This is a genomic window from Acaricomes phytoseiuli DSM 14247, from assembly GCF_000376245.1.
Taxonomy (GTDB): domain Bacteria; phylum Actinomycetota; class Actinomycetes; order Actinomycetales; family Micrococcaceae; genus Renibacterium; species Renibacterium phytoseiuli.
The window spans coordinates 1-25,479 of record NZ_AQXM01000063.1 but is presented as its reverse complement, the minus strand read 5'-3'; the positions used below and the strand labels follow the sequence as shown (position 1 = coordinate 25,479).

General features: G+C 63.3%; 22 protein-coding genes and 2 pseudogenes. 7 read left to right on the top strand and 17 right to left on the bottom strand.

Going from position 1 to position 25,479, the window contains the following annotated elements; translation table 11 throughout:
* The 4 genes and pseudogenes from C501_RS13200 to C501_RS13190 form a co-directional block, all read right to left on the bottom strand.
* Window positions 1-801 (bottom strand): CoA transferase subunit A, encoded by an 801-nt coding sequence (locus tag C501_RS13200; RefSeq protein WP_018135503.1) that lies wholly within the window; start codon window positions 799-801, stop codon window positions 1-3.
* Window positions 802-844: 43 nt separating this feature from the next.
* A pseudogene (locus tag C501_RS13195) lies at window positions 845-2,007 on the bottom strand (acyl-CoA dehydrogenase family protein).
* Window positions 2,004-4,202: an ATP-binding protein gene (locus tag C501_RS0110085; RefSeq protein WP_043568883.1), complete on the bottom strand. Its 2,199-nt coding sequence runs from the start codon at window positions 4,200-4,202 to the stop codon at window positions 2,004-2,006. Before C501_RS0110085 ends, C501_RS13195 begins: the two are co-directional and overlap by 4 nt.
* Window positions 4,203-4,231: 29 nt before the next feature.
* Window positions 4,232-5,856: pseudogene (locus C501_RS13190) on the bottom strand (carboxyl transferase domain-containing protein).
* 147 nt (window positions 5,857-6,003) lie between these two features.
* Between C501_RS13190 and C501_RS0110075 the strand changes: the two are divergent.
* A complete protein-coding gene (locus C501_RS0110075; RefSeq protein ID WP_018135499.1) occupies window positions 6,004-6,633 on the top strand; it encodes a TetR/AcrR family transcriptional regulator in 630 nt (209 codons plus the stop codon).
* A gap of 34 nt (window positions 6,634-6,667) precedes the next feature.
* Here C501_RS0110075 and C501_RS0110070 read toward each other — a convergent pair whose 3' ends face one another.
* Genes C501_RS0110070 through pdhA form a run of 3 tightly spaced genes read right to left on the bottom strand, consistent with a single transcriptional unit; the run spans window position 6,668 to window position 10,181 of the window.
* On the bottom strand, window positions 6,668-7,990 hold the full coding sequence (locus C501_RS0110070; protein ID WP_026174815.1) for a dihydrolipoamide acetyltransferase family protein: 1,323 nt from the start codon (window positions 7,988-7,990) through the stop codon (window positions 6,668-6,670).
* A gap of 8 nt (window positions 7,991-7,998) precedes the next feature.
* Window positions 7,999-9,036 (bottom strand): alpha-ketoacid dehydrogenase subunit beta, encoded by a 1,038-nt coding sequence (locus tag C501_RS0110065; protein ID WP_018135497.1) that lies wholly within the window; start codon window positions 9,034-9,036, stop codon window positions 7,999-8,001.
* Entirely contained in the window at window positions 9,033-10,181 is a 1,149-nt protein-coding gene (gene pdhA, locus C501_RS0110060) for a pyruvate dehydrogenase (acetyl-transferring) E1 component subunit alpha (RefSeq protein WP_018135496.1), read from the bottom strand. Before pdhA ends, C501_RS0110065 begins: the two co-directional genes overlap by 4 nt.
* A gap of 207 nt (window positions 10,182-10,388) precedes the next feature.
* Here pdhA and C501_RS0110050 point away from each other — a divergent pair, with 207 nt between their 5' ends.
* Window positions 10,389-10,865 (top strand): Lrp/AsnC family transcriptional regulator, encoded by a 477-nt coding sequence (locus C501_RS0110050; RefSeq protein ID WP_018135494.1) that lies wholly within the window; start codon window positions 10,389-10,391, stop codon window positions 10,863-10,865.
* A 23-nt stretch (window positions 10,866-10,888) separates the two neighbouring features.
* Here the strand turns inward: C501_RS0110050 and C501_RS0110045 are convergent, their stop codons facing one another.
* Together C501_RS0110045 and C501_RS13185 are read right to left on the bottom strand one after the other, a co-directional pair.
* Window positions 10,889-12,487 carry a solute symporter family protein gene (locus C501_RS0110045; RefSeq protein WP_018135493.1) on the bottom strand — a complete coding sequence of 533 codons (1,599 nt, stop codon included), beginning with the start codon at window positions 12,485-12,487 and terminating at the stop codon, window positions 10,889-10,891.
* A complete protein-coding gene (locus C501_RS13185; protein ID WP_018135492.1) occupies window positions 12,484-12,870 on the bottom strand; it encodes a DUF485 domain-containing protein in 387 nt (128 codons plus the stop codon). The genes C501_RS0110045 and C501_RS13185 overlap by 4 nt, the downstream gene beginning before the upstream one ends.
* Before the next feature lie 179 nt (window positions 12,871-13,049).
* Between C501_RS13185 and C501_RS0110035 the strand changes: the two genes are divergently transcribed.
* The 4 genes from C501_RS0110035 to C501_RS0110020 are packed head-to-tail and all read left to right on the top strand — an operon-like array spanning window position 13,050 to window position 17,077.
* Entirely contained in the window at window positions 13,050-14,291 is a 1,242-nt protein-coding gene (locus tag C501_RS0110035; protein WP_026174814.1) for a histidine kinase, read from the top strand.
* Between the two features lie 52 nt (window positions 14,292-14,343).
* On the top strand, window positions 14,344-15,186 hold the full coding sequence (locus C501_RS0110030) for a LytR/AlgR family response regulator transcription factor (RefSeq protein ID WP_051064530.1): 843 nt from the start codon (window positions 14,344-14,346) through the stop codon (window positions 15,184-15,186).
* A complete protein-coding gene (locus C501_RS0110025; protein ID WP_018135489.1) occupies window positions 15,183-15,581 on the top strand; it encodes a hypothetical protein in 399 nt (132 codons plus the stop codon). Before C501_RS0110030 ends, C501_RS0110025 begins: the two co-directional genes overlap by 4 nt.
* Window positions 15,578-17,077: a sodium/solute symporter gene (locus C501_RS0110020; RefSeq protein ID WP_018135488.1), complete on the top strand. Its 1,500-nt coding sequence runs from the start codon at window positions 15,578-15,580 to the stop codon at window positions 17,075-17,077. The genes C501_RS0110025 and C501_RS0110020 overlap by 4 nt, the downstream gene beginning before the upstream one ends.
* Here the strand turns inward: C501_RS0110020 and C501_RS0110015 are convergent.
* From C501_RS0110015 to rpsB, 6 genes are all read right to left on the bottom strand, one after another.
* The gene (locus C501_RS0110015) at window positions 17,058-17,654 is read right to left on the bottom strand and encodes a DivIVA domain-containing protein (protein ID WP_018135487.1); all 597 of its coding nucleotides are present in this window, start codon (window positions 17,652-17,654) and stop codon (window positions 17,058-17,060) included. The two genes, C501_RS0110020 and C501_RS0110015, sit on opposite strands and share 20 nt — an antisense overlap.
* 131 nt (window positions 17,655-17,785) lie before the next feature.
* Window positions 17,786-19,030 (bottom strand): phosphatidate cytidylyltransferase, encoded by a 1,245-nt coding sequence (locus C501_RS0110010; protein ID WP_026174811.1) that lies wholly within the window; start codon window positions 19,028-19,030, stop codon window positions 17,786-17,788.
* Window positions 19,030-19,587: a ribosome recycling factor gene (frr, locus tag C501_RS0110005; RefSeq protein ID WP_018135485.1), complete on the bottom strand. Its 558-nt coding sequence runs from the start codon at window positions 19,585-19,587 to the stop codon at window positions 19,030-19,032. Before frr ends, C501_RS0110010 begins: the two co-directional genes overlap by 1 nt.
* A gap of 95 nt (window positions 19,588-19,682) precedes the next feature.
* Window positions 19,683-20,450, bottom strand: a complete 768-nt coding sequence (gene pyrH / locus C501_RS0110000) for a UMP kinase (protein ID WP_018135484.1) — start codon at window positions 20,448-20,450, stop codon at window positions 19,683-19,685.
* Between the two features lie 257 nt (window positions 20,451-20,707).
* Entirely contained in the window at window positions 20,708-21,562 is an 855-nt protein-coding gene (tsf, locus tag C501_RS0109995; protein ID WP_018135483.1) for a translation elongation factor Ts, read from the bottom strand.
* A gap of 168 nt (window positions 21,563-21,730) precedes the next feature.
* Window positions 21,731-22,615 (bottom strand): 30S ribosomal protein S2, encoded by an 885-nt coding sequence (gene rpsB / locus C501_RS0109990; RefSeq protein WP_018135482.1) that lies wholly within the window; start codon window positions 22,613-22,615, stop codon window positions 21,731-21,733.
* Between the two features lie 400 nt (window positions 22,616-23,015).
* Here rpsB and C501_RS13180 point away from each other — a divergent pair, with 400 nt between their 5' ends.
* Window positions 23,016-23,657 carry a M23 family metallopeptidase gene (locus C501_RS13180; protein ID WP_018135481.1) on the top strand — a complete coding sequence of 214 codons (642 nt, stop codon included), beginning with the start codon at window positions 23,016-23,018 and terminating at the stop codon, window positions 23,655-23,657.
* Here the strand turns inward: C501_RS13180 and C501_RS0109980 are convergent.
* Both C501_RS0109980 and C501_RS13175 read right to left on the bottom strand, forming a co-directional pair.
* Complete coding sequence (locus C501_RS0109980) at window positions 23,632-24,822, bottom strand: acyl-CoA dehydrogenase family protein (protein ID WP_018135480.1); 1,191 nt, start codon at window positions 24,820-24,822, stop codon at window positions 23,632-23,634. The two genes, C501_RS13180 and C501_RS0109980, sit on opposite strands and share 26 nt — an antisense overlap.
* Before the next feature lie 412 nt (window positions 24,823-25,234).
* On the bottom strand, window positions 25,235-25,479 hold a 245-nt coding region (locus C501_RS13175), incomplete at its 5' end, for an integrase core domain-containing protein (protein ID WP_018134147.1).

The following is a 25,479-nucleotide window of genomic DNA, read 5'->3' as shown; positions in this document are numbered from 1 at the left end:
TCAGGCACTTCCTTCCCGGCCGCTGGCTTCGCTGCTAGAAATTGCTGTGACCGTGCGCTTCTCGATGCGTTTCTCGGCATCCGGGCTGCCTGCCGGGACATGCACCACCCGCTGCACGAAAATCCCCGGTAGATGAATTTCTCCTGGATCCAGCTCGCCTGGCTCGACGAGTTCTTCGACCTCGGCGATGGTGACCTTACCCGCCATAGCGCAGAGCGGATTGAAGTTCATCGCGGTGGCGTGGAAGACCAGATTGCCCTGCCGGTCCCCCTTCGCCGCGTGGACGAGAGCGAAATCCGGGGTCAGCGACTCTTCCAGAACATAGTCCGCCCCGCCGAAAGCACGCACTTCCTTGGCCTCGGAGGCAATGATTACATCGCCATCAGGGCCGTACTTCTGCGGCAAGCCGCCCTCGGAGATCTGTGTACCCACCCCCGCGGGCGTGTAGAAGGCCGGAATGCCAGCACCCCCGGCGCGCAGTTTCTCCGCCAGAGTGCCTTGGGGCGTCAGCACGACTTCGAGTTCACCGGCCAAGTACTGCTGGGCGAATTCTTTGTTCTCGCCGACATAGGAGGAGACGGTCTTCCGGATCCGGTCATCTCTCAGCAGGATCCCCAGGCCCCAGTCATCGACCCCGCAGTTATTGCTGATGGTCTCCAGCTCCGTGGTTCCCTGCCGATGCAGGGCGGCGATCAGAGCCACCGGAATACCGCATAGCCCGAACCCTCCTACCGCCATGGACGCGCCATCGGGGATATCGGCGACGGCTTCAGCCGCGGTGGCCACTGTCTTATCGATCACCGTTGATCCTCACCTTCACAATCCTTATTACGGCTCGAGACTACTAGAGACCCAGTTCCCGCGCGATCAGCATGAGCTGCACCTCAGTGGTGCCTTCACCGATCTCCAGAATCTTGGAATCCCGATAGTGCCGGGCGACGACGAACTCGTTGATGAAGCCATAGCCTCCAAAGACCTGGGTGGCGTCCCGCGCGTTGTCCATAGCGGCCTCGCCCGCGATGAGCTTGGCCATCGCTGCCTGAGTCTTGAAGGGCTTACCGGCCAGCATCCGCGCCGCAGCATCGTAATAGGCCAGCCGGGCGGTATGCGCCCTGGCAGCCATCCTGGCGATCTTGAACTGAATCGCCTGATAGGTTCCGATGGCGCTGCCGAAGGCCTGGCGTTCTTTGGCATAGCGCACCGAAGCATCAACGCAGCCCTGGGCAGCACCCGTGGAGAGCGCCGCGATGGCGATCCGGCCTTCATCGAGGATCGAGAGGAAGTTGGCGTAGCCGCGACCTCGCTCTCCCAACAGATTCTCCTCGGGCACGCGCACGCCCTGGAGTGAGAGCGGATGGGTGTCCGAAGCGTTCCACCCCACCTTGTTATAGGCCTTCTCGGCGGTGAACCCGGGCGTATCCGTGGAACCAGGATGGTGGAGATCTCTTTCCGGGTACGGCCATCCTGGGTGGTCTGCTCCCCCGTGACTGCGGTGACCGTGACGAGCTTGCTGAGCTCGGTGCCGGAGTTCGTGATGAACTCCTTGCGGCCGTCGATCACCCAGTGTCCGTCGACCAGCGCGGCCTTGGTCTTCGTTCCCCCGGCATCGGATCCGGCCTCAGGTTCGGTCAACCCGAAACCGGCGAGTGCCTGCCCCGAGACCAACATCGGCAACCATTCCTGCTTCTGGGCTTCCGTGCCGAAACGGAAGACCGGCATCGCCCCGAGGGAGACCCCGGCTTCCAGCGTGATCGCCACGGACTGATCCACCCGGCCCAGCTGTTCCAGAGCAAGGGCCAGCGCGAAATAGTCGCCGCCCATCCCCCCGTACTCTTCCGGGAAAGGCAAGCCGAAAAGCCCGAGCTCCCCCATCTGCGCAACGATCTCGTAGGGGAAGCTGTGCTCCTCGTCGTGTTGCGCAGAGGCCGGAGCGACCACTTCGTCAGCGAATTCCCGGACCGTGTCGCTCAGGTCCTGGTATTCCTCGGTCAACCCGTAATCGGTCATGGTCTCTCCTGCTCTTCTGTGGCCTGTTCTTCGATAGTGTCAGCCGGTTCGATAGTGGCGACAATCTGGCCGGCTTTGACCAGATCACCGGTGCGGACAGCGAATTTTGCCACGCCGTCCACGGCGGCCTGCAGCTGGTGCTCCATCTTCATGGCTTCAACGGCTAGTAGATTCTGGCCAGCCTGGACCGGTTCGCCATCGGCTACGGAGACCGAGACCACGGTGCCGGGCATCGGCGAGCGCACGGCTGGATCGGCGGTGACACCCTTTCGGTCAGCCCGGGATCGTGCCACCTGTTCGGCGACGGCTTCCGCCCGGCTGAGCTGATGCACGGTGAACACCACGCCTGCGTGGCGTCCCGCTACCGCGGGGGCCAGCCAGAGCGTCGGTTGCGGCCGGCTGTCGCTCTCTGCTGCCGACTCTCCTAGGGCGCTGGCAGCGGCCTCGAGGTCATCGGCGATGAGCCAGCTCTGCCGAGTACGGTGCCCGCGTCCTTGGCCTTCGGCGACCAGGTATTCGCCTTCCCAACGGAACTCTTCCGTCGCCGCAGAACCTTCCTGGGCATAGGCGCAGAGCGCTTCAGCGCCGGTGCCCAGTGAGAACGCGACAGCGCTCGGCTGCCCGAGGCGCCAGCCGTCCACCCGGGCCCAGGGGGATTCGGCGTCAGCTCGCTGACCGGCTAGCACAGCAGTGCGTCGCTGCTCCTCGAGTCTGGTGAGGTACCAGGTGGCAGCGCGCAGATCCTGGGCAGCCGGAGCAGCGAATCGGAGATCCGGGAGCTTGCGCTCGATCAGCGAGGTATCCAAGCGCCCCTCCTGAACTTCCGGGTCCACCAAGAGCAGGCGCAGATATTCGATATTGGTGCCGACACCGAGGACCACCGTCTCGGCGAGCGCCGCCTCGAGCGTATCCAGTGCGTGCTGGCGATCCGTTCCCCAGGCGATGACTTTGGCGAGCATGGGGTCGTAATGGCCGCTGACTTCCAAACCGGGAATGAGCGCTGAATCCACCCGGACTCGGCCTGCGGTCTGGGGGTGACGGCCGGCCAAGGGCTCTCTGAGACCGCGGACGGTGCCGGTCTGCGGGATGAAGCCGCGTTGCGGATCTTCCGCGTAGACCCTGGCTTCGACGGCATGGCCGTCTAGGCGGATGTCTTCCTGGCTCATGGTCAGGGGTTCTCCGGCGGCGATCCGGATCTGCCATTCCACCAGGTCCACCCCGGTCACCATCTCGGTCACCGGGTGCTCCACCTGGAGCCGGGTGTTCATCTCCATGAAGAAGAACTCCCCGGGAGCCGCGTCTGAAACCAGGAACTCGATGGTTCCCGCGCCGCGGTAGCCGACACTCCGCGCGGCATCGCAGGCGGCCTGGCCGAGTTCGGCCCGGATCCGCTGGTTCTCCTTGGTCTGCGCGTTGAGCAGCGCCGACGGCGCTTCTTCGATGACTTTCTGATGCCGGCGCTGCAAAGAGCATTCCCGCTCGCCCAGATGCACGACGTTTCCGTGCTGATCCGCGAGGATCTGCACTTCGATATGCCGGGGGTCGGCGATCAGCCGCTCCAGAAACAAGGTGTCGTCGCCGAAAGCGGAACGCGCCACTCTGCGGGCTGTCAGCAGGGTTTCCGGCAGCTCGGCCGCGGAGTGCACCGCCTGCATCCCCTTACCGCCGCCGCCGGCTGACGGTTTGATGAGCAGCGGGAATCCGATGTCTTCCGCTGCGGCGATGAGCGCAGCGTCGTCGAGCCCCTTGCCGTCCGTGCCGAGTTCAGCAATACCGGGAGTCACCGGCACACCATGAGCGGCGACGTGATTCTTGGCCCTGATCTTGTCGCCCATGACTTCCAGCGCCAGCGCCCCGGGGCCGATGAAGATGATCCCGGCTTCTTCGAGAGCCTGGCCGAAGGCCGGGTTCTCGCTCAGGAAGCCGTAGCCCGGGTGCACGGCCTGCGCCCCGGAGATCCGGCAGGCCTCAATGACCGCCGATATGTCCAGATAGCTCTGCGCCGCCGGTGCCGGGCCGAGGTATACGGCGAGATCGGCTTCCCGAACGTGCCGGGCGTCGGCATCCGCCTCGGAGTACACCGCGACAGAACGGATTCCCAAGCGGCGCAGGGTGCGGATCACGCGGCACGCGATCTCACCGCGGTTGGCGACGAGAACGGTGTCGAAAAGCGCACCGGGGGTAGTTGCAGCCATGCTCGCTCCCTTCGCTTCCTTCATTTCCCTCACATCCGGAATAGGCCGAAAGACGTCTGCTCCGGCAACGGGGTCTGTGCACATATCTGCAGCGCTAAGCCGAGGACCTTACGGGTATCCGCGGGGTCGATGATCCCGTCATCCCAGAGCCGAGCCGTGGAGTAGTAAGGGCTGCCCTGCTCCTCGTACTGCTGCCGGATCGGCTCCCGGAAGGCCTCCTCGGCTTCTTCGGACCAGCTCTCACCGCTGGATTCGAGCTGTTCCCGGCGCACCGTGGCCAGCACTGAAGCCGCCTGCGCGCCGCCCATCACGGAGATCCGAGCATTGGGCCACATCCACAGGAACCGCGGGCTGTAGGCCCGCCCGCACATCGAATAGTTACCCGCGCCGAAGGAGCCGCCCACCACCACCGTGAGCTTGGGCACCCGGCAGCTGGCTACTGCGGTCACCATTTTGGCGCCGTTCTTCGCAATGCCACCGGCTTCATAGTCCTTGCCGACCATGAAGCCGTTGATGTTCTGCAGGAAGACCAGGGGGATGCCGCGCTGATCGCAGAGCTCGATGAAATGCGCCCCTTTGAGCGCTGATTCACTGAAGAGCACGCCGTTATTGGCGACGATCCCCACCGGATGACCGTGGATCCGGGCGAATCCGGTGACCAGAGTCTGCCCGTACTCTTTTTTGAACTCTGAGAATTCGCTGCCGTCGACGATCCGGGCGATGATCTCTCGGCAGTCGTAGCGCTCCTGCACATCGACCGGTACCGCACCGTAGAGTTCGGCCGGGTCCACGGCAGGGGACCTGCTGGGCAGGATCTCCCAGGCCGGATCTCCGCTCGTCGTGTAGGGCGGGCGGGGCAGTGTGCTGACGATATCCCGGATGATCTGCAGCGCATGCTCGTCGTTCTCCGCCAGATGGTCGGCGACCCCGGAAGTCCCGGCGTGCACTTCCCCACCGCCCAGCTCCTCGGCGCTCACCACCTCGCCGATAGCGGCTTTCACCAGGGGCGGGCCACCCAGGAAGATCGTGCCCTGATTGCGGACGATGACGGTCTCATCGCTCATCGCCGGAACGTAGGCACCCCCAGCGGTGCACGAGCCCATCACCGCAGCAATCTGCGGGATTCTCGCCGCGGAGAGCCGCGCCTGATTGTAGAAAATCCGGCCGAAATGGTCTTTATCTGGGAAGACCTCATCTTGCTTGGGCAGGAAGGCTCCGCCAGAATCCACCAGGTAGATGCACGGCAGGTGATTCTCCAAGGCGACCTCCTGCCCTCGGAGGTGCTTCTTGACGGTCAGCGGAGAATAGGTTCCCCCTTGACCGTCGCATCGTTGCAGACTACGAGCACCTGCCGGCCGCAGACCAGGCCTATACCCGCAATGACACCGGCTCCAGGGGATGCTCCGCCGTCCATGCCGTCGGCGGCGAGCGGAGAAATCTCCAGGAAGGGGCTGCCCGTATCGAGCAGCTTCTCCACCCGATCCCGGGGCAATAATTTACCGCGGGACACATGCCGTTCCCGGGATCGCTCCGAGCCGCCCAGAGCTGCCGTGGCCAGTTTCTGCCGCAATTCGGCGACCAGCTCGCGATGGCCTGCGGCGGCGGCCTCATAGCTATCGCTCCCGGGCACCACCGAAGTAGTCAGAGTCTCCATTAGCCTCGCCTTCCGGCCCGCTGCGCCCCGCCGTTCCGGCGCTGCGACGGGTCTTCGACGCAGGCACTCGGGTTAGTCTTCGTTAACTGGAATTCAGGTTAGTCTTTATTAACTGAGATGTCTAGGTCGTCACGAGGAGCAGAATCCATGACTGATGCCGACCGTGGTGAAATAGCGCCGACGGCCCGCAGCGTGGCCAAAGCCAACCGCCGCCAGGCTCTGCTGGACGCTGCCGCAGAACTCTTCGCGCAACGCGGCTTCAACGGAGTGTCCATCGAAGAGCTCGGTGCCGCAGCAGGAGTCAGTGGCCCCGCCGTCTACCGGCACTTCGAAGGCAAACACGCGGTGCTCGCAGCATTGCTGACCGAAGTCAGCGAAGCGCTGCTCACGGACGGCCGCGAAGTCCTCAGCGCCGCTCCGGACGCCGCCTCCGGCCTGACGAGCCTGATCGGGTTCCACGTGAATTTCGCACTAGGCCATCCGGATATCATCCGGGTCCAGGACCGCGATCTCGCTCATCTGCACCCGGAACACCGCGAGACAGTCCGGGCGCTGCAACGCGACTATATGCGGCTCTGGGTCACAGCCCTGGGCGAGCTGCAGCCGGGCTCGGAACCTGCTGAACTCAGGCTCCGCGTCCACGCCGCTTTCGGCCTCATCAATTCGACCTCACACTCACTCGGTTCGCGCGGCGCCGTTCGCGGATCAGATCATACGACTGCGGCATCGGCCCGGTCTGTTCTGGAGCGGATGACAGCAGCCGCAGTGCTGGCCTAATGCTCGTACCGGTCTGAACCTCAGAGCCCGGACCTCAGACCACGGCGAGCGTATACGCCGGATCCGCCAGGATGGCACCGATGTCGCCGAGGAATCGCGAGCCCTGCTCGCCATCGACCAAGCGGTGATCGAAGGAGAGGCTCAAGGTCACCACATCCCGAAGCGCCACCTGGCCCTGATACTCCCAAGGCTGCTTGCGGACCGCACCCATAGCCACGATAGCCGCCTCACCCGGATTGAGAATCGGGGTGCCCGCATCGATGCCGAAAACCCCGATATTGGTGATCGAGATCGTCCCGCCGCTCAGCTGCTCCGGCGCGGTCTTCCCCGCACGAGCGGTCTGCGCCAGCTCGCTGAGCGCCTGCGCCAGCTCCGCCAAGGACATCGACTGGGCTTCCTTGATGTTGGGTACCAGCAGCCCCCTCGGGGTGGCCGCGGCGATCCCGAGGTGGATATAGGACATCGTCACGATCTCCTGGGCCTGCTCATCCCACCGGGAATTGAGCGAAGGATTCCGCCGCAGCGCCAGGCACAGTGCCTTGGCGAGAATCGTCAAGGGCGTCAGCTTCAGATCCGCGAACTCCCTTCGCCGTCGCAAGCCGGCGAGCAGCTCCATCGTGGCAGTGATATCGACAGTCAGGAACTCCGTGACATGAGGGGCTGTGAAAGCGCTCGTCACCATAGCCGTAGCCGTATGCTTGCGGACGCCTTTGATCGGGACGCGTTCCTCGCGCGCGTCCCTCCCGGCGCGCACCGGCTGAGGAGAAGCCGGGGCAGAGTCGGCGATCCGGGCGACCTGCTGCACATCGTCCCGGGTGATCAACCCGCCCGGGCCGGTTCCGTGCACCATCGCCAGATCCACGCCCGCATCCCGGGCCAGTTTGCGCACCGGCGGAGTGGATCGGGGCCGCTCCGCCGGCTGACGCGGCGCCGCCTCAGAGGTAGGCGCTTCAGCTGCCGCGGGCCCGGCAGCACCGGCCTTTCGTCTGCGCGCGGGCCTGCCCTCCTGGTCCGGCTCGGCACCATAGCCGACCAGAGTGGGTACGCGCCGCGGAGCGGCTTCGGCACCCGGTGCCGCCGAAGCCACCGGTTCCGCAGCCTGCTCCCCAGCAACACCATCGGCGACATCGAAGCTCACAATGGGCTTGCCCACCTCGGCCACAGTGCCCGGCAGTTCGTGCAGCTTCGACACCACCCCGGAGTAAGGCGAAGGCAGTTCGACCACGGCCTTAGCGGTTTCCACCTCGGCGATCACCTGGTTGAGCACCACATGATCGCCTTCGGCGACTTTCCAGGAGAGGATCTCGGATTCGGTCAGCCCCTCGCCGAGATCCGGCAGCATGAAAATCCTGATCATCGGCTCAATCACGCTCCCAGCACTGAGTCGAAAGAACTGCTCCGGCCCATCGCCCGGTCCACACCATCGAGAATCCGATCCAGATCCGGCACATGATGTTTTTCCAGCTTGGCCGGCGGATAAGGGTTATCGAAGCCCGTAACCCGAACGGGGGCGGCCTCCAGATAATGGAAGCAGCGCTCCGTGATCGAGGCGGACAGCTCCGCGCCGAGGCCGCCAGATTGCCCGGCCTCATGCGCTACCACCAACCGGCCGGTTTTGCGCACTGAAGCCTCGATAGGGCCGAAGTCGATCGGCGCGAGACTGCGCAGATCGATGACTTCCACGGAGATCCCCTCGTCGGCTGCTGCGAGCGCCGCATCCCGGGCGAGGCCGACCATCGGGCCGTAAGCCACCAGAGTCACATCCCCGCCGGGTGCGATGACCTGCGCCCGAGCCATCGGCAGTACCTCCTGAGTCCCGCTTCCCCTCGTGTCAAAAGGGTCCAGGCCTTCATCGACATCACCCTTGCTGTGATACCGGCGCTTGGGTTCGAAATAGAGCACCGGGTCATCGCAGGCGATGGCCTGCTGAATCATGAGGTAGGCATCCTGCGGATTGGACACGCTGATCACTCGCAGACCGGAGGTGTGCGTGAAGTACGCCTCGGGAGATTCTGAATGATGCTCCGGGGAGCCGATTCCACCGCCGAAGGGAACCCTGATGGTCAACGGCATCCGGACCGCACCCCGCGTGCGGTAATGCAGTTTGGCCACCTGGGAGACGATCTGATTGAAAGCCGGGTAGATGAATCCATCGAACTGGATCTCGCAGACCGGCCGGTAGCCGCGGACCGCCAACCCTACGGCGGTGCCGATGATGCCTGATTCGGCGAGCGGGGTGTCGATCACCCGGTGTGGGCCGAAGTCCTGCTGCAGTCCGTCGGTGATCCGGAAGACACCGCCGAGCTTGCCGATGTCCTCGCCCATCAGCAGAACCTTGGGATCCTGTTCGAGCGCTCTGCGCAGGCCGGCGTTGATCGCCTTACCGAAGGTCATCTGGGTCATCGCTCCCCCTCCGACCCGAAGCCCGCGAGGTAGCTCCGGTATTGCTCCTGTTGACGGGCGAGCGCGCTGTGCGGCGTACTGTAGACATGCTCGAAAAGCGTTTCCGGCGCCGGTTCGACCATCCCCAGGCAGGCCTGGCGCAGCCCCTGAGTCACGTCATCAGCTGCACGCTGATGATCGGCCTCCACGGTGTCATCGAGCAACCCGGCGGATGTCAGATACCGCTCCAAGCGCAGAATCGGATCCTGTTCAGCCCATGCTTCAAGTTCCCGGGCATCCCGGTAACGCATCGGATCGTCTGCGGTGGTATGCGGACCCGTCCGGTAAGTGACGGCTTCGATGAACGTCGGGCCGGCGCCCTTGCGGGCCCGATCCGCCGCGAGCCGAGTAGCAGCGAGCACCGCGAGCACGTCATTGCCGTCCACGCGCAGCGAGGGGATGCCGAAGCCCGGCGAACGCTCTGAAAGGGGCCGGCTCGCCTGCAGCCCCACGGGTTCGGAGATGGCCCAGTGATTGTTCTGGCAGAAGAAGATCACCGGCGCCCCGAAGGACGCCGCGAAGACCATCGCTTTGTTGACATCCCCCTGACTCGTGGCCCCATCCCCGAAGTAGCTGATAGCCACCGAGTCCGCACCGTCGTTCCGGATGCCCATGGCATAGCCCGTGGCATGCAGGGCCTGCGCGCCGATGATGACCTGAGTGGTCGCCATATTGACCTGGTACGGATCCCAGCCGCCGTGGGCATTGCCCCGCCAGACGCTCAGGAGATCATCGAAAGCTACGCCGCGCAGATGAGCCACCCCGTTCTCCCGGTACGAGGAGAAGATGAAGTCGTCATCGCGCAGAGCCCGCATGCTGCCCACCTGCGCCGCTTCTTGCCCGAGCAGCGGCGGCCAGAGGCCGAGCTCTCCTTGCCGCTGCAGAGCTGTCGCTTCGATATCGATGCGACGGATGATCTGCATATCGCGGTAGAAGCCCAGAAGCTCCTCGGCTGAGATCCCACCGAGCCACGGCTCCAACTCCGGTGATGCGACCCGCTCCCCCTGCGGTGTAAGAAGCCGGATGATCTGCTCATCCGGATGACTCGTAGCCTCCGTGGAACCAGCAAGCGTTGATTGCACGGGGCCGGGAGCAGTGACGCTCATGATCCCTCTTCCCAGGGCGGCACGGTGGAGCCGGCCCAGTCTCGGCGAGCTAGCAGCTGCCCGGGATCAGCCGGAAAAGCTGCTTTCCGGCATCTTCGCCGGCTAAACGTGACGATACTCACATTACCCAGTAAGCACAAGCAATCAGTTCAAAACTAAGCAGAGTGCTCATACTTCTCAGAATCCATCGTGCTAATCTTGCGCATTATGGCAGTTCTGGATAACACTGACCGGCGGATCCTCTCCGCGCTCTCCCGCCAACCGCGGGCCACCGTCGTCGCCCTGGCACAAGAATTGGGGTTATCCCGCAACACAGTTCAGGCGAGGATGACGGTCCTGGAGCGCAAAGGAGCCTTCAAGTCTTTCGGGCAGCGCATCGATCCCGTCGCACTGGGATATCCGCTCACCGCTTTCATCTCGATCCACGTCCAGCAGCAGCGGCTTCAAGAGGTCACCGCTGAGTTGAGCCGCATTCCCGAAGTCCTGGAGGCCTACGGCCTCGCAGGCCAAGCCGACCTCCTGGCCCGCGTCGTCTCCCGCGATGCCGAAGATCTCTTCCGCATCAACGGGAAGATCCTGGCCCGCACCGGCGTGGAACGGACCGATACCTCCCTGGCCATGCACGAGCTCATTCCGTTCCGCATCGAACCGCTCCTAGAAGGCAGCAGCGCCGAACCGGCCTGAACCGAGCCGGCTGACCAATGCGCTCAGTGCGGCGTCGCTTTCTCAGCCCCCAGGCCGGTCAGCGAGCGCACTTCCATCTCCGCCTGCTTGACTGGATCCTCCGAACCACGATCCAGTACCGTGCCGAGCCAGCCAAGCAGGAAAGCTACCGGAATCGAGACGATGCCGGGGTTGGAGAGCGGGAACCAGTTGAACGCGGCATCCGGGAACATCGCCGTAGCACTGCCGGAGACCACCGGCGAGAACACGATGAGCAGGATCGCCGAGGCCAGGCCTCCGTAGATGCTCCACAGCGCCCCCTGCGTCGTGAAGCGCCGCCAGAACAGCGAATACAGGATGGTCGGCAGATTCGCCGAGGCCGCCACAGCGAACGCCAGGGCCACAAGGAAGGCGACGTTCTGCCCATTGGTTCCGATTCCGCCGATGATCGCAACCACCCCGACCACCACCACGGTGATCCTGGCGACTTTGACCTCGCTACCGGGTGCGGGCTTCCCCTTCTTGAGCACCGAGGAGTAGATATCGTGCGAGAACGAAGCCGCCGCGGTGATCGTCAACCCTGCCACCACCGCCAGGATGGTCGCGAAAGCCACCGCGGCGATAAGACCCAACAGCACCGGGCCGCCCAGCGCGAAGGCCAGCAGAGGCGCCGCGGAATTCACCCCGCCGGGGGCGGCGGTGATTTCCTCCGGGCCGATCAGCGCACCCGCACCGTAGCCCAGCACCAGCGTGAACAGGTAGAAGATGCCGATGAGCCAGATCGCCCAGACCACCGAGCGGCGGGCTTCTTTCGCCGTGGGCACGGTGTAGAAGCGCATCAGCACATGCGGTAGCGCCGCGGTGCCGAGCACCAGGGCCAGGCCGAGGGAGATGAAGTCCAAGCGACTCGCCGCGGTAGCGCCGTACTGCTTACCCGGGTTGAGCAGCGCCTCACCGCCGGGCCCTGCTTTGAGCACCGCGGCGTCGAGCAGTCCGGAGAGGTTGAAGCCGTAGAGCGAGAGCACCCAGATGGTCATCAGGCCGGCACCGGCGATCAGCAGCACGGCTTTGATGATCTGCACCCAGGTGGTGCCCTTCATTCCACCGATGAGCACGTAGAAAATCATGAGCAAACCGACCACCGCGATCACCACGGACTGCCCGGCCCGATCCCCGATGCCGAGCAGCAGGGAGACGAGCGTGCCCGCACCGTTCATTTGGGCCAGCAGGTAGAAGAAGCACACGGCGAGCGTGGAGATCGCGGCAGCGATCCGCACCGGGCGCTGCCGCAGCCGGAAGGAGAGCACATCGGCCATCGTGAATTTACCGGTGTTGCGCAGCAGCTCCGCGACCAGCAACAGGGCGACGAGCCAGGCGACCAGGAATCCGATGGAGTAGAGGAAGCCGTCGTAGCCGTTGATGGCGATGGCGCCGGTGATGCCGAGGAAAGACGCCGCTGAGAGATAGTCCCCCGCGATGGCCGTGCCGTTCTGGCTCCCGCTGAATGAGCGCCCCGCGGCGTAGTAATCAGAGGCTGTGCGGTTGTTGCGGCTGGCTCGGAAGACGATGATCATCGTCACCGTGACGAAGAGGGCGAAGATCAGGATATTGACCCAGGCGGTGGATTGCATCGACTCGATCATGCTGAGGCTCCGTTCTGCGCCTGCGCGGAGGCTGCTGGATCTGTACCGGATTCGATCTCTTCGCGGATCTCCGTGCCGATCGGGTCGAGCTTGCGATTGGCATAGCTGACGTACCACGTGGTGATGGCGAAGGTCGTGACGAACTGCAGCAGCCCCAGGACCAGGCCGAGGTTGATCGAACCGAGCACCTTGATCGACATGAATTCATGGGCGTAGTCCGCGAGCACCACGTAGATGAGGTACCACAGCAGGAATGCCGCGGAAAGGGAGAAGACGAACCGCCGATGCCGCCTGCGCAACCGCACGAAACGCTCATCACCTTGAAGCGCGAGGAAATCGGGCTCCGCCTCCGGAGCCGGAGTTGGCGGAATGGACTGGGGCATCGTGTCTCCTTCGACCTCGAAACTTCAGTACACACCCAGATTCGATGTGACTTCTATCACTGTCGACCGATCGGAGGGACAGCGCGATAGCTATGCCACGATGGAGCGCTGAACGGTGACGGATCTGCGCCCAGCGGCAGCTGCCCCTGACCAGCGCTACGCTGTTGAACATGCCGGAGATGCCATCGGAGCCCCTGTCTCCTCTCGCCGCAATGCTGCTCAGCGCCCTGGGTGTCATCGCCCTGGCAGGGTTCATCGGGGCGGGGTCCTTCATCGGCTTCCGGCTATCCCGGCCGCACCGCGAGCTGGGTGACGGCTCCGAGCATGGCGCCTATCGAGCTCTGCACGCTGCGACCCTAGCCGGAAGCCAGCTCCGTGATGGTCTGCGCTCCCCCGGCGCGCCACGGGCGGCGAAACACCTGCGCACAATGCTGGGCTGCCAGGCGGTCGCCATCACGAATGTCGACCAGGTGCTCGCCTGGGAAGAACCCGGGGGCTCGGGAGCCGAGAGCATCGACGCCGGGGCCTTGCTCTCGATCTGCCGGAAGACCCTCGACAGCGGACGGCTCCAGGTTCTCCGGCTTCAGGGCAGAGAGCAGGCCTCCGCATCCCGACTCAAGACCGCAGTGATCGCACCTATCCGAGTGGACGCCAGGATCGTCGGCAGCTTCGCAGCATTCCAGGACGAGACGAAGAACCACCCCTCAGCGGCTTTCCTGAGAGCGGTTGAGGAAACGGCTGAATGGATCGCGGGGCAATTGCTGCTGGCCGAACTCTCCGATTCCCGCACCCTGCTCATGGAAGCCGAGCTCCGTTCATTGAGAGCCCAGATCAGCCCACACTTTATCTACAACTCGCTCAACGCCATCTCCGCCTATGTAATCAGCGACCCCGAACGGGCGCGTGAGCTCCTGGTGGAGTTCGCGGACTTCACCAGATACTCATTCCGCCAGCATGGAGACTTCACCACGCTCGCCGAGGAGCTGCGATCGATCGACCGCTACTTACTGCTCGAACGCGCCCGGTTCGGCGAGCGCCTTAACGTCAGCCTGGAAATCGGGCCCGAAGTACTCAGCACTGCGATCCCCTTCCTAAGTCTGCAACCGCTCGTGGAAAATGCTGTACGGCATGGGATCGAAGCCAAGAACAGCCCCGGGCTACTGAGGGTTACTGCCCATGACGCGGGGCCCTATGCCCAGATCACCGTCGAAGACGACGGCATCGGCATGGATCCGGCACTGATCGCGGACGTTCTGGCGGGGCAGGCGGAAGGGGACCACGTCGGGCTGCGGAATGTGGACGCGCGACTGCGTCAGGTCTACGGTGACGAACACGGGCTCATCATCGATACCGGCCCGGGCGCCGGAACCCTGATCACTCTGCGGGTGCCCAAATATCAACCTGAGCATCTCATCAAGTGAGCTGAGTGTCTGTCGACTCGGTTATCAGACAGCTGAAGCTATGCTGTCAGATATGTTCAGTGCAGACGGAAGCAACCAGGCACCGCTTCAGGTCGCCGTGGCTGATGATGAGGCTCCGGCGGTGGCCGAACTCTCCTATCTGCTCGCGAAAGATCCTCGGATCGGCCAGATTCACACCGCGCAGAATGCGGCGCAGACCCTGCATCTCTTGCAGCAGCATGCTATCGACGCGGTTTTTCTCGATATCCATATGCCCGGCCTGAACGGCATCGAGCTGGCCAGGCTCCTCAGCGCCCAAGAGAAGGGCGCGCCGGGCCGCGGGCAGCGGCAACCGACAGTCATTTTCGTCACCGCGGACGAAGACCGGGCCTTAGAGGCTTTCGACGTCGCTGCGGTGGATTATTTGCTCAAGCCGGTGCGTCTGCAGCGCTTGAGCGAAGCGGTGCGCCGAGCCACCGAACAGCGCACCGCCGATGCCGGAAAACCGGGTAGCCCTGGAGCGGCACCCGGTGCCGTCGAGGAGCTGATCTCCGTGGAACAAGGCGGCGTCAGCCGGCTGATCCGCCGCTCCGATGTCTCCTATGTGCAGGCCCAAGGCGATTATGCACGGCTACATACACAGGATGCCAGCTACCTCGTCCGGATCCCGCTGAGCGAGCTGGAGGAGCAGTGGCGGGAGCACGGTTTCCTGCGTATACATCGTTCCTCTTTGATCTCCTTACGGCATATCGGCCAGATGCGCTGGGGCCGAGGGGCAGCATCCGTGCTGATCGACGGGGCCGAATTGCCCGTGAGCCGGCGATATCTACCCGCAGTGCGAGAACGACTCAAGGCTATCCAGGTCTCCCGCGCCCAACAGGAACGACCTGGGCTCAGCGGAGCGCGGCAGGTATGACCGAACCGGCAGCTGAGCACCTGCCAGAACCAGCACCGGGGCGGAGCCGGATCACCGCGCAACGGGCCAAAGCAGCTGCTGCCGCCCCCTATCCAGCCAGTGCCGAACTGGCTGAGCAGAGCCCCTTGGGCCGGATGCTGCTGCGCTCCTTGCTCCGCAGTCAGCTGCGCCTGGCACTGACAGTTGGTGGCGGCTTCCTCGTCCTACTTTGCGCGGTACCGTTGACCTTCGCGCTCATACCAGCGCTGAACCAGATCAGCTTCGGTGGAATCCCCTTGCTCTGGCTGGTTCTGGGCGCGGGGCTCTACCCACTCGCCTGGATCTCGGCCTGGCTCTACCAGCGCACAGCAGAACGCAATGAGGCCACGTTCCGGGATCTGGTCTCCGGGAAATGAACTTCACCGCGGGCGGGGTGACGATCCTCGCAGTGTGCCTGGCCACCGTAGTGATCGGTGTCTTCGGGCTAAGGTTCTCCCGCACCACGAGCGACTTCTACGTCGCATCTCGCACCGTGAGCCCATGGTGGAATGCCTCAGCGATCGGCGGTGAGTACCTCTCCGCGGCAAGCTATCTTGGGATCGTCGGGCTGATCCTCATCTCCGGGGCCAATGCGCTCTGGTTCCCGTTGGGTTACACCGCCGGGTATCTGATGCTGCTGCTTTTCGTCGCCGCCCCACTGCGCCGCTCCGGGGCTTATACGATCCCGGACTTCGCGGAGTTTCGGCTCCAGTCCAGGTTGGTCCGGCGGGTCACTTCAGTCTGCGTGATCCTGATCTGCTGGCTCTACATCGTGCCGCAGCTCCATGGCGCATCGCTCGCGGTTTCCGCTGCCGCCGGGTTACCTGGCTGGATAGGCCCGCTTCTGGTGGCGGGGGTCGTCGGAACGGTGGTGATCACCGGCGGCATGCGCTCCATCACTTTCGTCCAGGCTTTCCAGTTCTGGCTCAAATTCACGGCTCTGGCAGTGCCGGCGATTGTCCTGCTCATCGTCCTCGCCGGGCGTCCGGACTACAGCCAGCTCACCGCCCAGGCGCTTTCCGCCGCCCCTTCCGGCAACCCCTGGCAGACGGTATCTCTCATCATCGGTTTATTGCTGGGCACCCTGGGCCTGCCCCACGTCCTGGTGCGCTTCTACACCAATCCGGATGGCGGCTCAGCCCGCCGGACCACGCTGATCGTACTGGTCCTGGTCAGCGTATTCTACCTGTTCCCCACCCTGCTCGGTGTGATCGCCCGCACTCTGCCGGAAGCGGCCGGGAAAGCACCAGCTGACGCCGTGCTCTTAGAGCTGCCGGCCCTGGTACTCCCAGGGCCGGCCGGTCAGCTGCTTTCAACGCTGATTCTCGCCGGAGCCTTCGCGGCTTTTCTCTCCAGCTCCTCCGGCCTGGTGGTTTCTTTCGCCGGCGTGGTCTCTCAGGATCTCTTCGGTGGGAGCATCCGAGGCTTCCGATTGGCAGCGCTTCTCGGCGTGAGCGTTCCGATGGCGGTGGCGCTCTCCAGCGATTCCCTCGCTCTGGCCGGCAGCATCGGCGCGGTTTTCGCTTTTACCGCCTCGACACTCTGCCCTTTACTGCTGCTGGGCATCTGGTGGCGCGGGTTGACCGATATCGGCGCGATCTTCGGGATGGCAGCCGGCGCTGGGCTCTGCGCAATGGCTTTCACCCTGCGTCCCTGGGGTGCCCTACTGCCTTCGCCTCTGCCGGATCTGGTGGAGCAGCCAGCACTGTTGACTGTGCCGTTCGCTTTCGGCACGATGATCGTGGTCTCCTGGCTGAGCCGCCACCGGGTCAGCCCACAAACATCCGCCATCATGGCCCGGTTGCACACACCGGAGGGCTTGCACAGGTCCGACCAGGCCAGCGCTGAGCCGGTCAGTCGATCGCGGCCATGAGTTCGATGATCCGGTCCAGGAAGCCGTCTACCTGCTGTTCTTCGTACCCTTCCGCGCCCTTGGCCGCGCCGAATGCGGCGCGGCGCACGGAGCCAACGCTGAGTGGCTGATCGTGTTCGAAGTACTCAAGCAGCTCATGGCAGAGCATATCCACATCAGCGACGGCATAGCTGCGTGCGCTCTTGCTCGTCGGCCGCCGAAACCGATCCCCATCTGGGCGGTGCAGACGCGCCCTAAGCACACTGGAAAGACGGCCGATCTGCGCGAGCCAGGCTTCTTCGCCGCGCTCCGCAATCAACAGATCCCGCTCGCGGCGAGCGAAGACATCCTCCAAGCGGTCCAGGGCTGCATCGACGGCCTGCGGATCGTACCCACCGCGCACCGCATCAAAGGTCGTCCCCCGCACGTCCCGACTGCTGAGCGACTTCTGCTCCGAGTCACCAGAGGTATAGACAGCCCTGGCCTGCGTCAGGAAGTGATCCACCTGCTTGATGTTGTACCCGTAGGTCTTTCGATCCACCCTGGTGAAAGGCGATCCCTGGGACCGCCGCGTGGTGGTTTCTGTCAGATCTGTCACTCGGTTATTCTCTCTGATTACTCGTACGCCTCGGCCTGGAACGAACCAGAACACGCTGACGGACACTTCTTCTTGATCTATCCTAAGCCGGATCCCGCCTCAGCTGGCAGTCCCGGCCACATGCTGCGGATTTACCCGATGCCTCCTACCTGGCGCAGCAGGTCCAGGAGCTCGAAAGCCAGATATGAGGCCGGCGCCGCGAAGAGAATGGAATCCAGGCGGTCCATTAGTCCGCCGTGGCCCGGCAGGATGCTGGACATATCCTTGATCTTCAGTTCCCGTTTGACCATGGATTCAGCCAGGTCTCCCGCAGTCGCGGCGGCGACGACGACGAACGCGAGCAGTATACCGAACCAGAAAGGTTCATCAAGCAGGAATATCGCCACGAGCGTCCCCACCAGCATGGCACCGACAACTGAGCCGGCAAAGCCTTCCCAGGACTTCTTGGGGCTGACCTTGGGGGCCATGGGGTGCTTACCGAAAAGAACTCCGATGAGGTACCCGAAGGTGTCGTTCGCGACCACCAGGAGCAACACCGTGACCACCCGCAGAGCACCTTCGCTGGGCCATACCGAGCTGAAGGAGAAGAACGTTGCGGGCCCGCTTTGCTCGCGCAGCATGAGCAGCACGAAGCAGATCATAAAAGGAATCCACGCCACCACGAAGACTCCGGCCATAACCCCCTGGGCGGCACCCGGCCGGCCATCCAGCAGACGCCAGAGGAAGAGAGCCAAGCAGCAGGCCATGAAAGCGAAAACCAACCCCTCGGCTCCGACGTAGTACGCCACTACCGGCATGCCCAGGACGGCCACCGCCACCGGCGCCACCGGCACAGTGATGCGGTACTGAGCGAATCCTCGCAGCACTTCCCAGGTGCCCAGAGCCGAAGCCGCGATCACGATGAGCATGAACGCCGGCGGATAGACCAGTAACCCGACGAGTACTATCGCGAGCAACCCCAGGCCTACCCCGATGGCGGCGGGCAGGTTGCGCCCAGCCCGGGACACCCGCTTTTTGGACGGCGCCGGGGAGGCGAGCATATGACGGGCTGAAACCTCAGCTGCAGAAACAGCAGTATAGGAAACTGGAATATCTGCCGGCGCTGTAGAAGCCAGCACCGTCTTTACCGGAACCGGTGCCGACTCAGCGGCAATCGTGGATGGGCCGGGCGATGGCACGCGCCGCCCCTCAGGCGAGGCCTGGGACGGGCTGACCACGGCACGATGCGAACCGCGCCGGGCTTCTTGCTGCTCCGCGGCCCGCTCAGCAGCCCGTAATGCCCTACGGCTAGGGATAGACGTGCCCTCCGGGCCAGTAGCAGTGTCAGCTGGCCCGGTCTGCGCAGCGGAAGGGTCCGAGCCGGGGGTGAGATTCATCAGACTTCGAGCAGCTCTGCTTCTTTACGCTTGAGCAGTTCGTCGATGGTCTCGGTATGCGCTTTGGTCTGCCCGTCGAGTTCTTTTTCGGCGCGAGCGCCTTCGTCTTCGCTGACCTCGCCGTCTTTGACCAACCGATCCAGGGTCTCCTTGGCTTTACGGCGCACGCTGCGCACCGAAACCTTGGCCTCCTCCGCTTTACCGCGAACGATCTTGACGTAATCCCGGCGGCGTTCCTCAGTGAGCTCGGGCATCACGATCCGGATGACCTGCCCGTCGTTCGAAGGATTCGCCCCCACCTCCGAGTTGCTCAGAGCCTTCTCGATATCGCTCATCGCGCTCTTGTCGTAAGGGCTGATGATCAGGGTCCGGGCCTCCGGAACGGAGAAAGAAGCCAACTGCTGCAAGGGGGTGGGAGTGCCGTAATAGTCCACCATGACTTTTGCGAACAGCCCTGGGTTTGCCCGGCCAGTGCGTACCGCACCGAAATCTTCTTTCGCCACCTCTACGGCCTTGTCCATCTTCTCTTCGGCCTCGAGCAAGGTCTCTTCGATCACTTTTATCTCCTGAACCTGCGGTGCAAGTCTATGCTGGTCGGCTATCGCTCAGCAGCTGCCGGACAACCATCGGGCAACCACCGTATAAGTCAATCTTACGGGGTCACCATGGTGCCAAGATTCTCACCCCGGATAGCGCCGGTGACATTGCCTTCGCCCTCCATACCGAAGACCAACATGTCGAGCTTGTTGTCCTTGCAGAGACTGAAAGCAGTCTGATCCAGCACCCGGATATCGCGCTGCAGCGCCTCATCGTAGCTGAGGTGATCGAGCTTGACAGCCTGAGCGTCTTTCCGCGGATCAGCGGTGTAAACGCCATCGACGCCGCTCTTGGCCATGAGCACGATATCCGCATGCACTTCCAGGGCGCGCTGTGCGGCCACCGTGTCAGTGGAGAAATAAGGCAGGCCCACGCCAGCGCCGAAGATCACGACCCGGTCCTTCTCCAGGTGGCGGATCGCCCGGCGTGGAATATAGGCCTCGGCCACCTGGCCCATGGTGATCGCGCTCTGCACCCGGGTGTCCACGCCGGCCTGTTCCAGGAAATCCTGGAGGGCCAGGCAGTTCATCACCGTGCCGAGCATGCCCATGTAATCGGCCCGGGAGCGGTCCATACCAGACTGGCTGAGCTCCGCTCCCCGGAAGAAGTTCCCGCCGCCGACGACGATAGCCACTTCGACCTCACCGACGGTGACCGCGATCTGCTCGGCGATGCCCCGGACGGTCGCGGGGTCGACGCCCAGCTTCCCGCCGCCGAAGACCTCGCCGGAGAGCTTGAGCAGCACCCGGCGCTTACCGGATGTCTCAGAAGCCGCTGGTATGGCGGTCTCGAAGGCGGTGGGGTTGGTGAGGCTCTGCTCCATCAATGATCCTGTCTCTGACGGGCACTCTGTTGATGACCCGATAGGTTGCTTGCCCAATGACACCGGGGCCCCGGCCCGGTGACCGGAGCGGCTTACCGTACCTCGGCGCAGCAGGTGCTTGAGCCAGCGTATCGCGCGTCCGCAGATCGATGGAAATACCGTCGGCTGAACGCGCGCTGCGGTGAGATGACAGTGGGGCTGGTACCCAATCCGGTACCAGCCCCACTATTGGAACGTCAATTCACTCGCGATGCGTTTCAGGCTCCAACGCGGAACCGAGCGAAGGCAACGCCCTGAGCGCCTGCGGCTTCAAGAACCTGGGCGACGCTCTGCTTGGAATCCTTGGCGAACGGCTGATCCAGCAGCGCGTTCTCCTTGAAGAAGCCGGTCAGGCGGCCTTCGATGATCTTCGGCAGAGCGGCCTCCGGCTTACCCTCGGCCCGGGCGGTCTCGTCGGCGATGCGACGCTCGCTGTCGACCACATCGGAGGGGATCTCGTCCCGGCTGAGGTAGTTCGGCGAAAGCGCCGCGATGTGGACGGCTACATCGTGAGCGGCAGCTGCTACAGCATCCGACTCCCCAGCGCCCTCTACCGCGAACAGCACGCCCACCTGAGCGGGCAGATCCTTGGAGGTCTTGTGCAGGTAAGCATCCACCACAGGGCCGGTGACCCGGGCCAGGCGCCGTACCATGACTTTCTCGCCCAGTCGCGCACCGGCTTCGACAACGCGCTCGGAGAGCGGCTTGCCCTCAACCTCGTAAGCCAGCAGGGCCTCGGTGTCCTCAGCGCCAGAAGCCGCTGCGGCATCGAGCACATCCTGAGCGAACTCAATGAACGGAGCGGATTTGGCAACGAAGTCGGTCTCACAGTTGACCTCGACCATCACGCCTACCTGGCCGGTTTCGACGGTCTCCACCGATGCCGCAACGAGGCCTTCAGCGGTGGAGCGGCCTTCGCGCTTGGTAGCACCCTTGAGTCCTTTGATGCGGATCAGCTCGAGGGCTTTCTCGGCATCCCCATTAGCCTCGTCCAGTGCCTTCTTGACATCCATCATGCCAGCGCCGGTGCGCTCGCGCAGAGCCTTGATATCAGCGGCGGTGTAGTTCGCCATATGAGTGAACTCCTATCGGATTCGGATCGTGAATTCAGATCGTAAATTGAGATCGCGGGTTAGTCGGATCGTTATGTCTCATAGCAGCGGGCCCACGGATATCTCGTCCTGAACCCAGTCACCGGAGCCGGCTCCAGCACTCAGACTGGAGCCGGCCCGCGGCCAGAATCAGCTGTCTTTTTCCGGAGTTTCTTCCGAGGCGACTTCGCTAGCGGCTTCAGCAGTTGCATCAGCAGCAGCGGCTTCAGTGGCAGCCTCGGCAGCGTTCTCCTCTGTTGCGGCGGCGGAGCCTTCGAGCAGCTCTCGCTCCCATTCGGCCATCGGCTCGGCAGCAGCGCCGTCGCCCTCACCTGAGGACTTGGTGTTGCGGGCGATCAGGCCTTCTGCCACGGCATCAGCGATCACCCGGGTCAGCAGGTTGACGGAGCGGATCGCGTCGTCATTGCCGGGGATCGGGAAATCGACCTCATCGGGATCGCAGTTGGTGTCCAGGATCGCCACAACAGGGATGTTGAGCTTCTTGGCCTCATCGATGGCCAGGTGCTCTTTCTTGGTGTCGACGATCCAGATCGCCGAGGGAACCTTGTTCAAGTTCCGGATACCGCCGAGGTTGCCTTCCAGCTTGGTGAGCTCGCGCTTGAGTAGAAGCAGTTCCTTCTTGGTGTGGCCGGAGCCAGCGACATCGTCAAAGTCGATCTCCTCGAGCTCTTTCATGCGCTGGATCCGCTTGGAGACGGTCTGGAAGTTCGTCAACATGCCACCGAGCCAGCGGTGGTTGACGTAGGGCTGGCCGACCCGAGTGGCCTGCTCCGCGATGGCTTCCTGCGCCTGCTTCTTGGTGCCGACGAAGAGCACCGTTCCGCCGTGGGCTACGGTGGCCTTGATGAACTCGAAAGCGCGGTCGATGTAGGACAGCGACTGCTGCAGATCGATGATGTAGATACCGTTGCGCTCGGTAAAGATGAAACGCTTCATCTTCGGGTTCCAACGACGGGTCTGGTGACCGAAATGAACGCCGCTGTCTAGCAGCTGGCGCATGGTGACGACGGGCATGCCGACGCTCCTTAGTGTCTGTAGTTTACGGTTATTCCTGGCACCCGGCCTTGCCCTTACTCCCTGCTGACGACTGTCTCCGTGCGGATTCAGCAATCGGTCAGGACACCGAAGGGGCTCGGCCCAGCATCGCGTCAGGCATTGCGATCCTGGAGACGAGTGCGCGTAGTCGACGTAGCCCACTCTGCACCGGAGCCGTGCTCTGTAATGCAATGCTCCTACTGCAATGTGCGCATAATGTCGCTGAGATCATCATACCTTGCTCGGAGGAACTAGTTCACCTCGGCTACGGCGCAGTTCCCGGCGCCGCTTCGGAGCTCAGCCGGGCACTAGCCGGGCACTGTCCACATCGGCGGGCAGAAAGGGTCCGTTGCGGGCAACCCGATAGCAAGATGCTTCTATGCCTTTCTCCTTACCGCCAGTCTCCTTACAGCCGGTACTGGCGCTCACGGCAATGGTGCTGAGCGGACTGTTAGCCTGGCCGACTTATGGCGAGATCGCGGCTGGCCTCAGCTACTCGATCTCCTCCGGCTCTGACACTTCTGGGCGGGCTGATGGCGCTGCTGTTACGTCACGAGCCGGCTGGAGCTGGCCGCTCCGCCCTCGCCCGGAAGTGCTCGAGAGCTTTAAACAACCGGCCCAACCCTGGTTGCCAGGGCATCGCGGCGTCGATTTAGCCGGGGCACCAGGCAGCACCATCCGCTCCCCCGCTAACGGGCTCGTGATCTTCTCCGGCTGGGTGGTGAATCGGGGAGTGATCACGGTTGAGCATCAGGATGGTCTATTAAGCAGCTTCGAACCAGTCGCCGCGGCGGTTCCCGCAGGCACCTCCGTTCGAGAGGAAGAGCGGATCGCCGATATCGGGATCAGCGAGTTCGGGCACTGCTCGCCGCGGAGCTGTTTGCACTGGGGCGTGCGAGACAACGGAGATTACCGCGACCCTCTCGGCTTGCTCGGTGAGCTCAGGCGTTCGGTGCTCTTACCGCTAGCCGCCCCGACCTCTTCGCATCCGCCGCTCAGACGATCGCGGAGATTCCCGTGATCGACCTGCCCGTGACGAGTGCGTTGATCTCGTAGGTGCCTTCATACGAGTAGATCGCTTCCGCATCGGCAAAGACCTTGGCCATCTCATAGTCGGTGACGATGCCGTTACCGCCCAGCAGGCTCCTGCCGATGGCCACCGATTCGCGCATCCGTGCTGTGGTGAAGGCTTTGGCCAAGGCGGACTGCTCGTCCTTGGCCTGCCCTGCATCTTCGAGCTGGGCGAGCCGAACCATCATTCCGGTTGACGCGACAGCGTTGCCCAGGATCTGGGTGAGCTGCTCTTGAACCAGCTGGAAAGAGGCCAGCGGGCGGCCGAACTGCATGCGCTCCACAGCATAGCGGCGAGCAATGTCGAAAGCTGCCAGCTGCTGACCCACAGCCTGCCAGGCGACCGCGAGGCGAGTGACCTTGAGCACCCGGTTCGTGTCCTTGAAACTGTTTCCATGCGCCAGCTTGAACTCGTCGGGAACCATCACGTTCTCCAGAGTGATATCCGCATTCTGGACCGAGCGCAGGGAAATCTTATTCTCGATCTTGCTGGCCCGATAACCCTCCGTCGCGGTATCCACGAGGAAGGCCTTCACCTGGTTATCGGCGACATCCCGGGCGTAAATCACTACCCAGTCGGAGAACGTCGCATTGCCGATCCAGCGCTTGGCACCGTTGAGCACCCAGTGGTCGCCATCGCGGGTCGCCGTCGTACGAGTGCCGCCGGCAACGTCCGAGCCACCCAGGGGCTCGGTGAGCCCGAAAGCTCCGATCTTCTTCATCGCATAGACATCCGGAAGCCAGCGCTCTTTCTGCTCGTCGGAGGCCAACAGCTCGAGCGAGCCGGTGAAAAGCCCGTCGTGGACGCCCATGAAAGTGGCGAAAGAAGTGTCTGCACGGGTGAACTCAGCGTGCAGGAGCCCCGCGAAAAGATTGCTGTGACCCTGCCTGCGGACCGGGCTCATCACGTCCAGCTCGGCGATCTTCGGAATGAGCTCCATCGGGAACTCCGCCCGGTTCCAGTAATCCGCGGCGATCGGCTTGACTTCCTTCGCCAGGAAATCCCGCACCTCTTGCAACCGTTCGCGCTCAGCATCGCTGAGCAACTGCTCGAAGGCGTAGAAATCGCCATCCGCATAAGGAAGGTTATTCGCATCGACCGTCGCGGCCATCATGACCTCTTATCTTGGGTTGATCTTGAGTTCCGGGCGATGTTACTAGCGAGTAACATCATCATGATCTCAATCTACCCCCGCGCTTCGTGCCCGTAAAGCTGATGCGTCTCCTCACCGGGAACCAACGGTTCCTGCGACTGGGGTCTGAAGAACCCCTGGCAGCAAGGGGCACTCAGCGGCATCCAGATCAGGCCGAACTGCTTGGTAAAATACAAGAGTGAAGAAATCGAAGTGGGGGCGATTGTTGTTGGAGTGGCAGCGGCGCTGACCCTTGGTGTTAGCCTGGCGGCAAATGCTCGTATGAACACACCGGCCCACAGTTCTGCAGACACTCCTACCAGCACTCCTTTGACGATGCCCAACGAAAACCGTGTGAGCTTCATGAATCGCCCCGGTGTGTCCGGAGGGTTTCTCAAACGGTCAGCTCAACGGGTTGTTGGGCTGTGGTTTTAGCGTAGGGGTCTGCTTCGAGTTCTGCCGGTGGGATGTCTCCGCAGTGCTCGTAGAGGCGATGGTGGTTGTACCAATCAACCCATTCAGCCGTCGCGATCTCGATCTCTTCGAGGTTTCGCCAGGGCTTGCCCGGTTTGATCAGCTCGGTTTTATACAGCCCGTTGATCGTCTCAGCGAGGGCGTTATCGTAGCTATCGCCGACAG

Excerpts from the sequence above, each read along its gene's own strand:
- C501_RS0110085 (WP_043568883.1), bottom strand. The coding sequence starts at position 4,202 with ATGGCTGCAACTACCCCCGGTGCGCTTTTCGACACCGTTCTCGTCGCC.
- C501_RS0110075 (WP_018135499.1), top strand. The coding sequence starts at position 6,004 with ATGACTGATGCCGACCGTGGTGAAATAGCGCCGACGGCCCGCAGCGTG.
- C501_RS0110070 (WP_026174815.1), bottom strand. The coding sequence starts at position 7,990 with ATGATCAGGATTTTCATGCTGCCGGATCTCGGCGAGGGGCTGACCGAA.
- C501_RS0110065 (WP_018135497.1), bottom strand. The coding sequence starts at position 9,036 with ATGACCCAGATGACCTTCGGTAAGGCGATCAACGCCGGCCTGCGCAGA.
- pdhA (WP_018135496.1), bottom strand. The coding sequence starts at position 10,181 with ATGAGCGTCACTGCTCCCGGCCCCGTGCAATCAACGCTTGCTGGTTCC.
- C501_RS0110050 (WP_018135494.1), top strand. The coding sequence starts at position 10,389 with ATGGCAGTTCTGGATAACACTGACCGGCGGATCCTCTCCGCGCTCTCC.
- C501_RS0110045 (WP_018135493.1), bottom strand. The coding sequence starts at position 12,487 with ATGATCGAGTCGATGCAATCCACCGCCTGGGTCAATATCCTGATCTTC.
- C501_RS13185 (WP_018135492.1), bottom strand. The coding sequence starts at position 12,870 with ATGCCCCAGTCCATTCCGCCAACTCCGGCTCCGGAGGCGGAGCCCGAT.
- C501_RS0110035 (WP_026174814.1), top strand. The coding sequence starts at position 13,050 with ATGCCATCGGAGCCCCTGTCTCCTCTCGCCGCAATGCTGCTCAGCGCC.
- C501_RS0110030 (WP_051064530.1), top strand. The coding sequence starts at position 14,344 with ATGTTCAGTGCAGACGGAAGCAACCAGGCACCGCTTCAGGTCGCCGTG.
- C501_RS0110025 (WP_018135489.1), top strand. The coding sequence starts at position 15,183 with ATGACCGAACCGGCAGCTGAGCACCTGCCAGAACCAGCACCGGGGCGG.
- C501_RS0110020 (WP_018135488.1), top strand. The coding sequence starts at position 15,578 with ATGAACTTCACCGCGGGCGGGGTGACGATCCTCGCAGTGTGCCTGGCC.
- C501_RS0110010 (WP_026174811.1), bottom strand. The coding sequence starts at position 19,030 with ATGAATCTCACCCCCGGCTCGGACCCTTCCGCTGCGCAGACCGGGCCA.
- pyrH (WP_018135484.1), bottom strand. The coding sequence starts at position 20,450 with ATGGAGCAGAGCCTCACCAACCCCACCGCCTTCGAGACCGCCATACCA.
- tsf (WP_018135483.1), bottom strand. The coding sequence starts at position 21,562 with ATGGCGAACTACACCGCCGCTGATATCAAGGCTCTGCGCGAGCGCACC.
- rpsB (WP_018135482.1), bottom strand. The coding sequence starts at position 22,615 with ATGCCCGTCGTCACCATGCGCCAGCTGCTAGACAGCGGCGTTCATTTC.
- C501_RS13180 (WP_018135481.1), top strand. The coding sequence starts at position 23,016 with ATGCCTTTCTCCTTACCGCCAGTCTCCTTACAGCCGGTACTGGCGCTC.
- C501_RS0109980 (WP_018135480.1), bottom strand. The coding sequence starts at position 24,822 with ATGATGGCCGCGACGGTCGATGCGAATAACCTTCCTTATGCGGATGGC.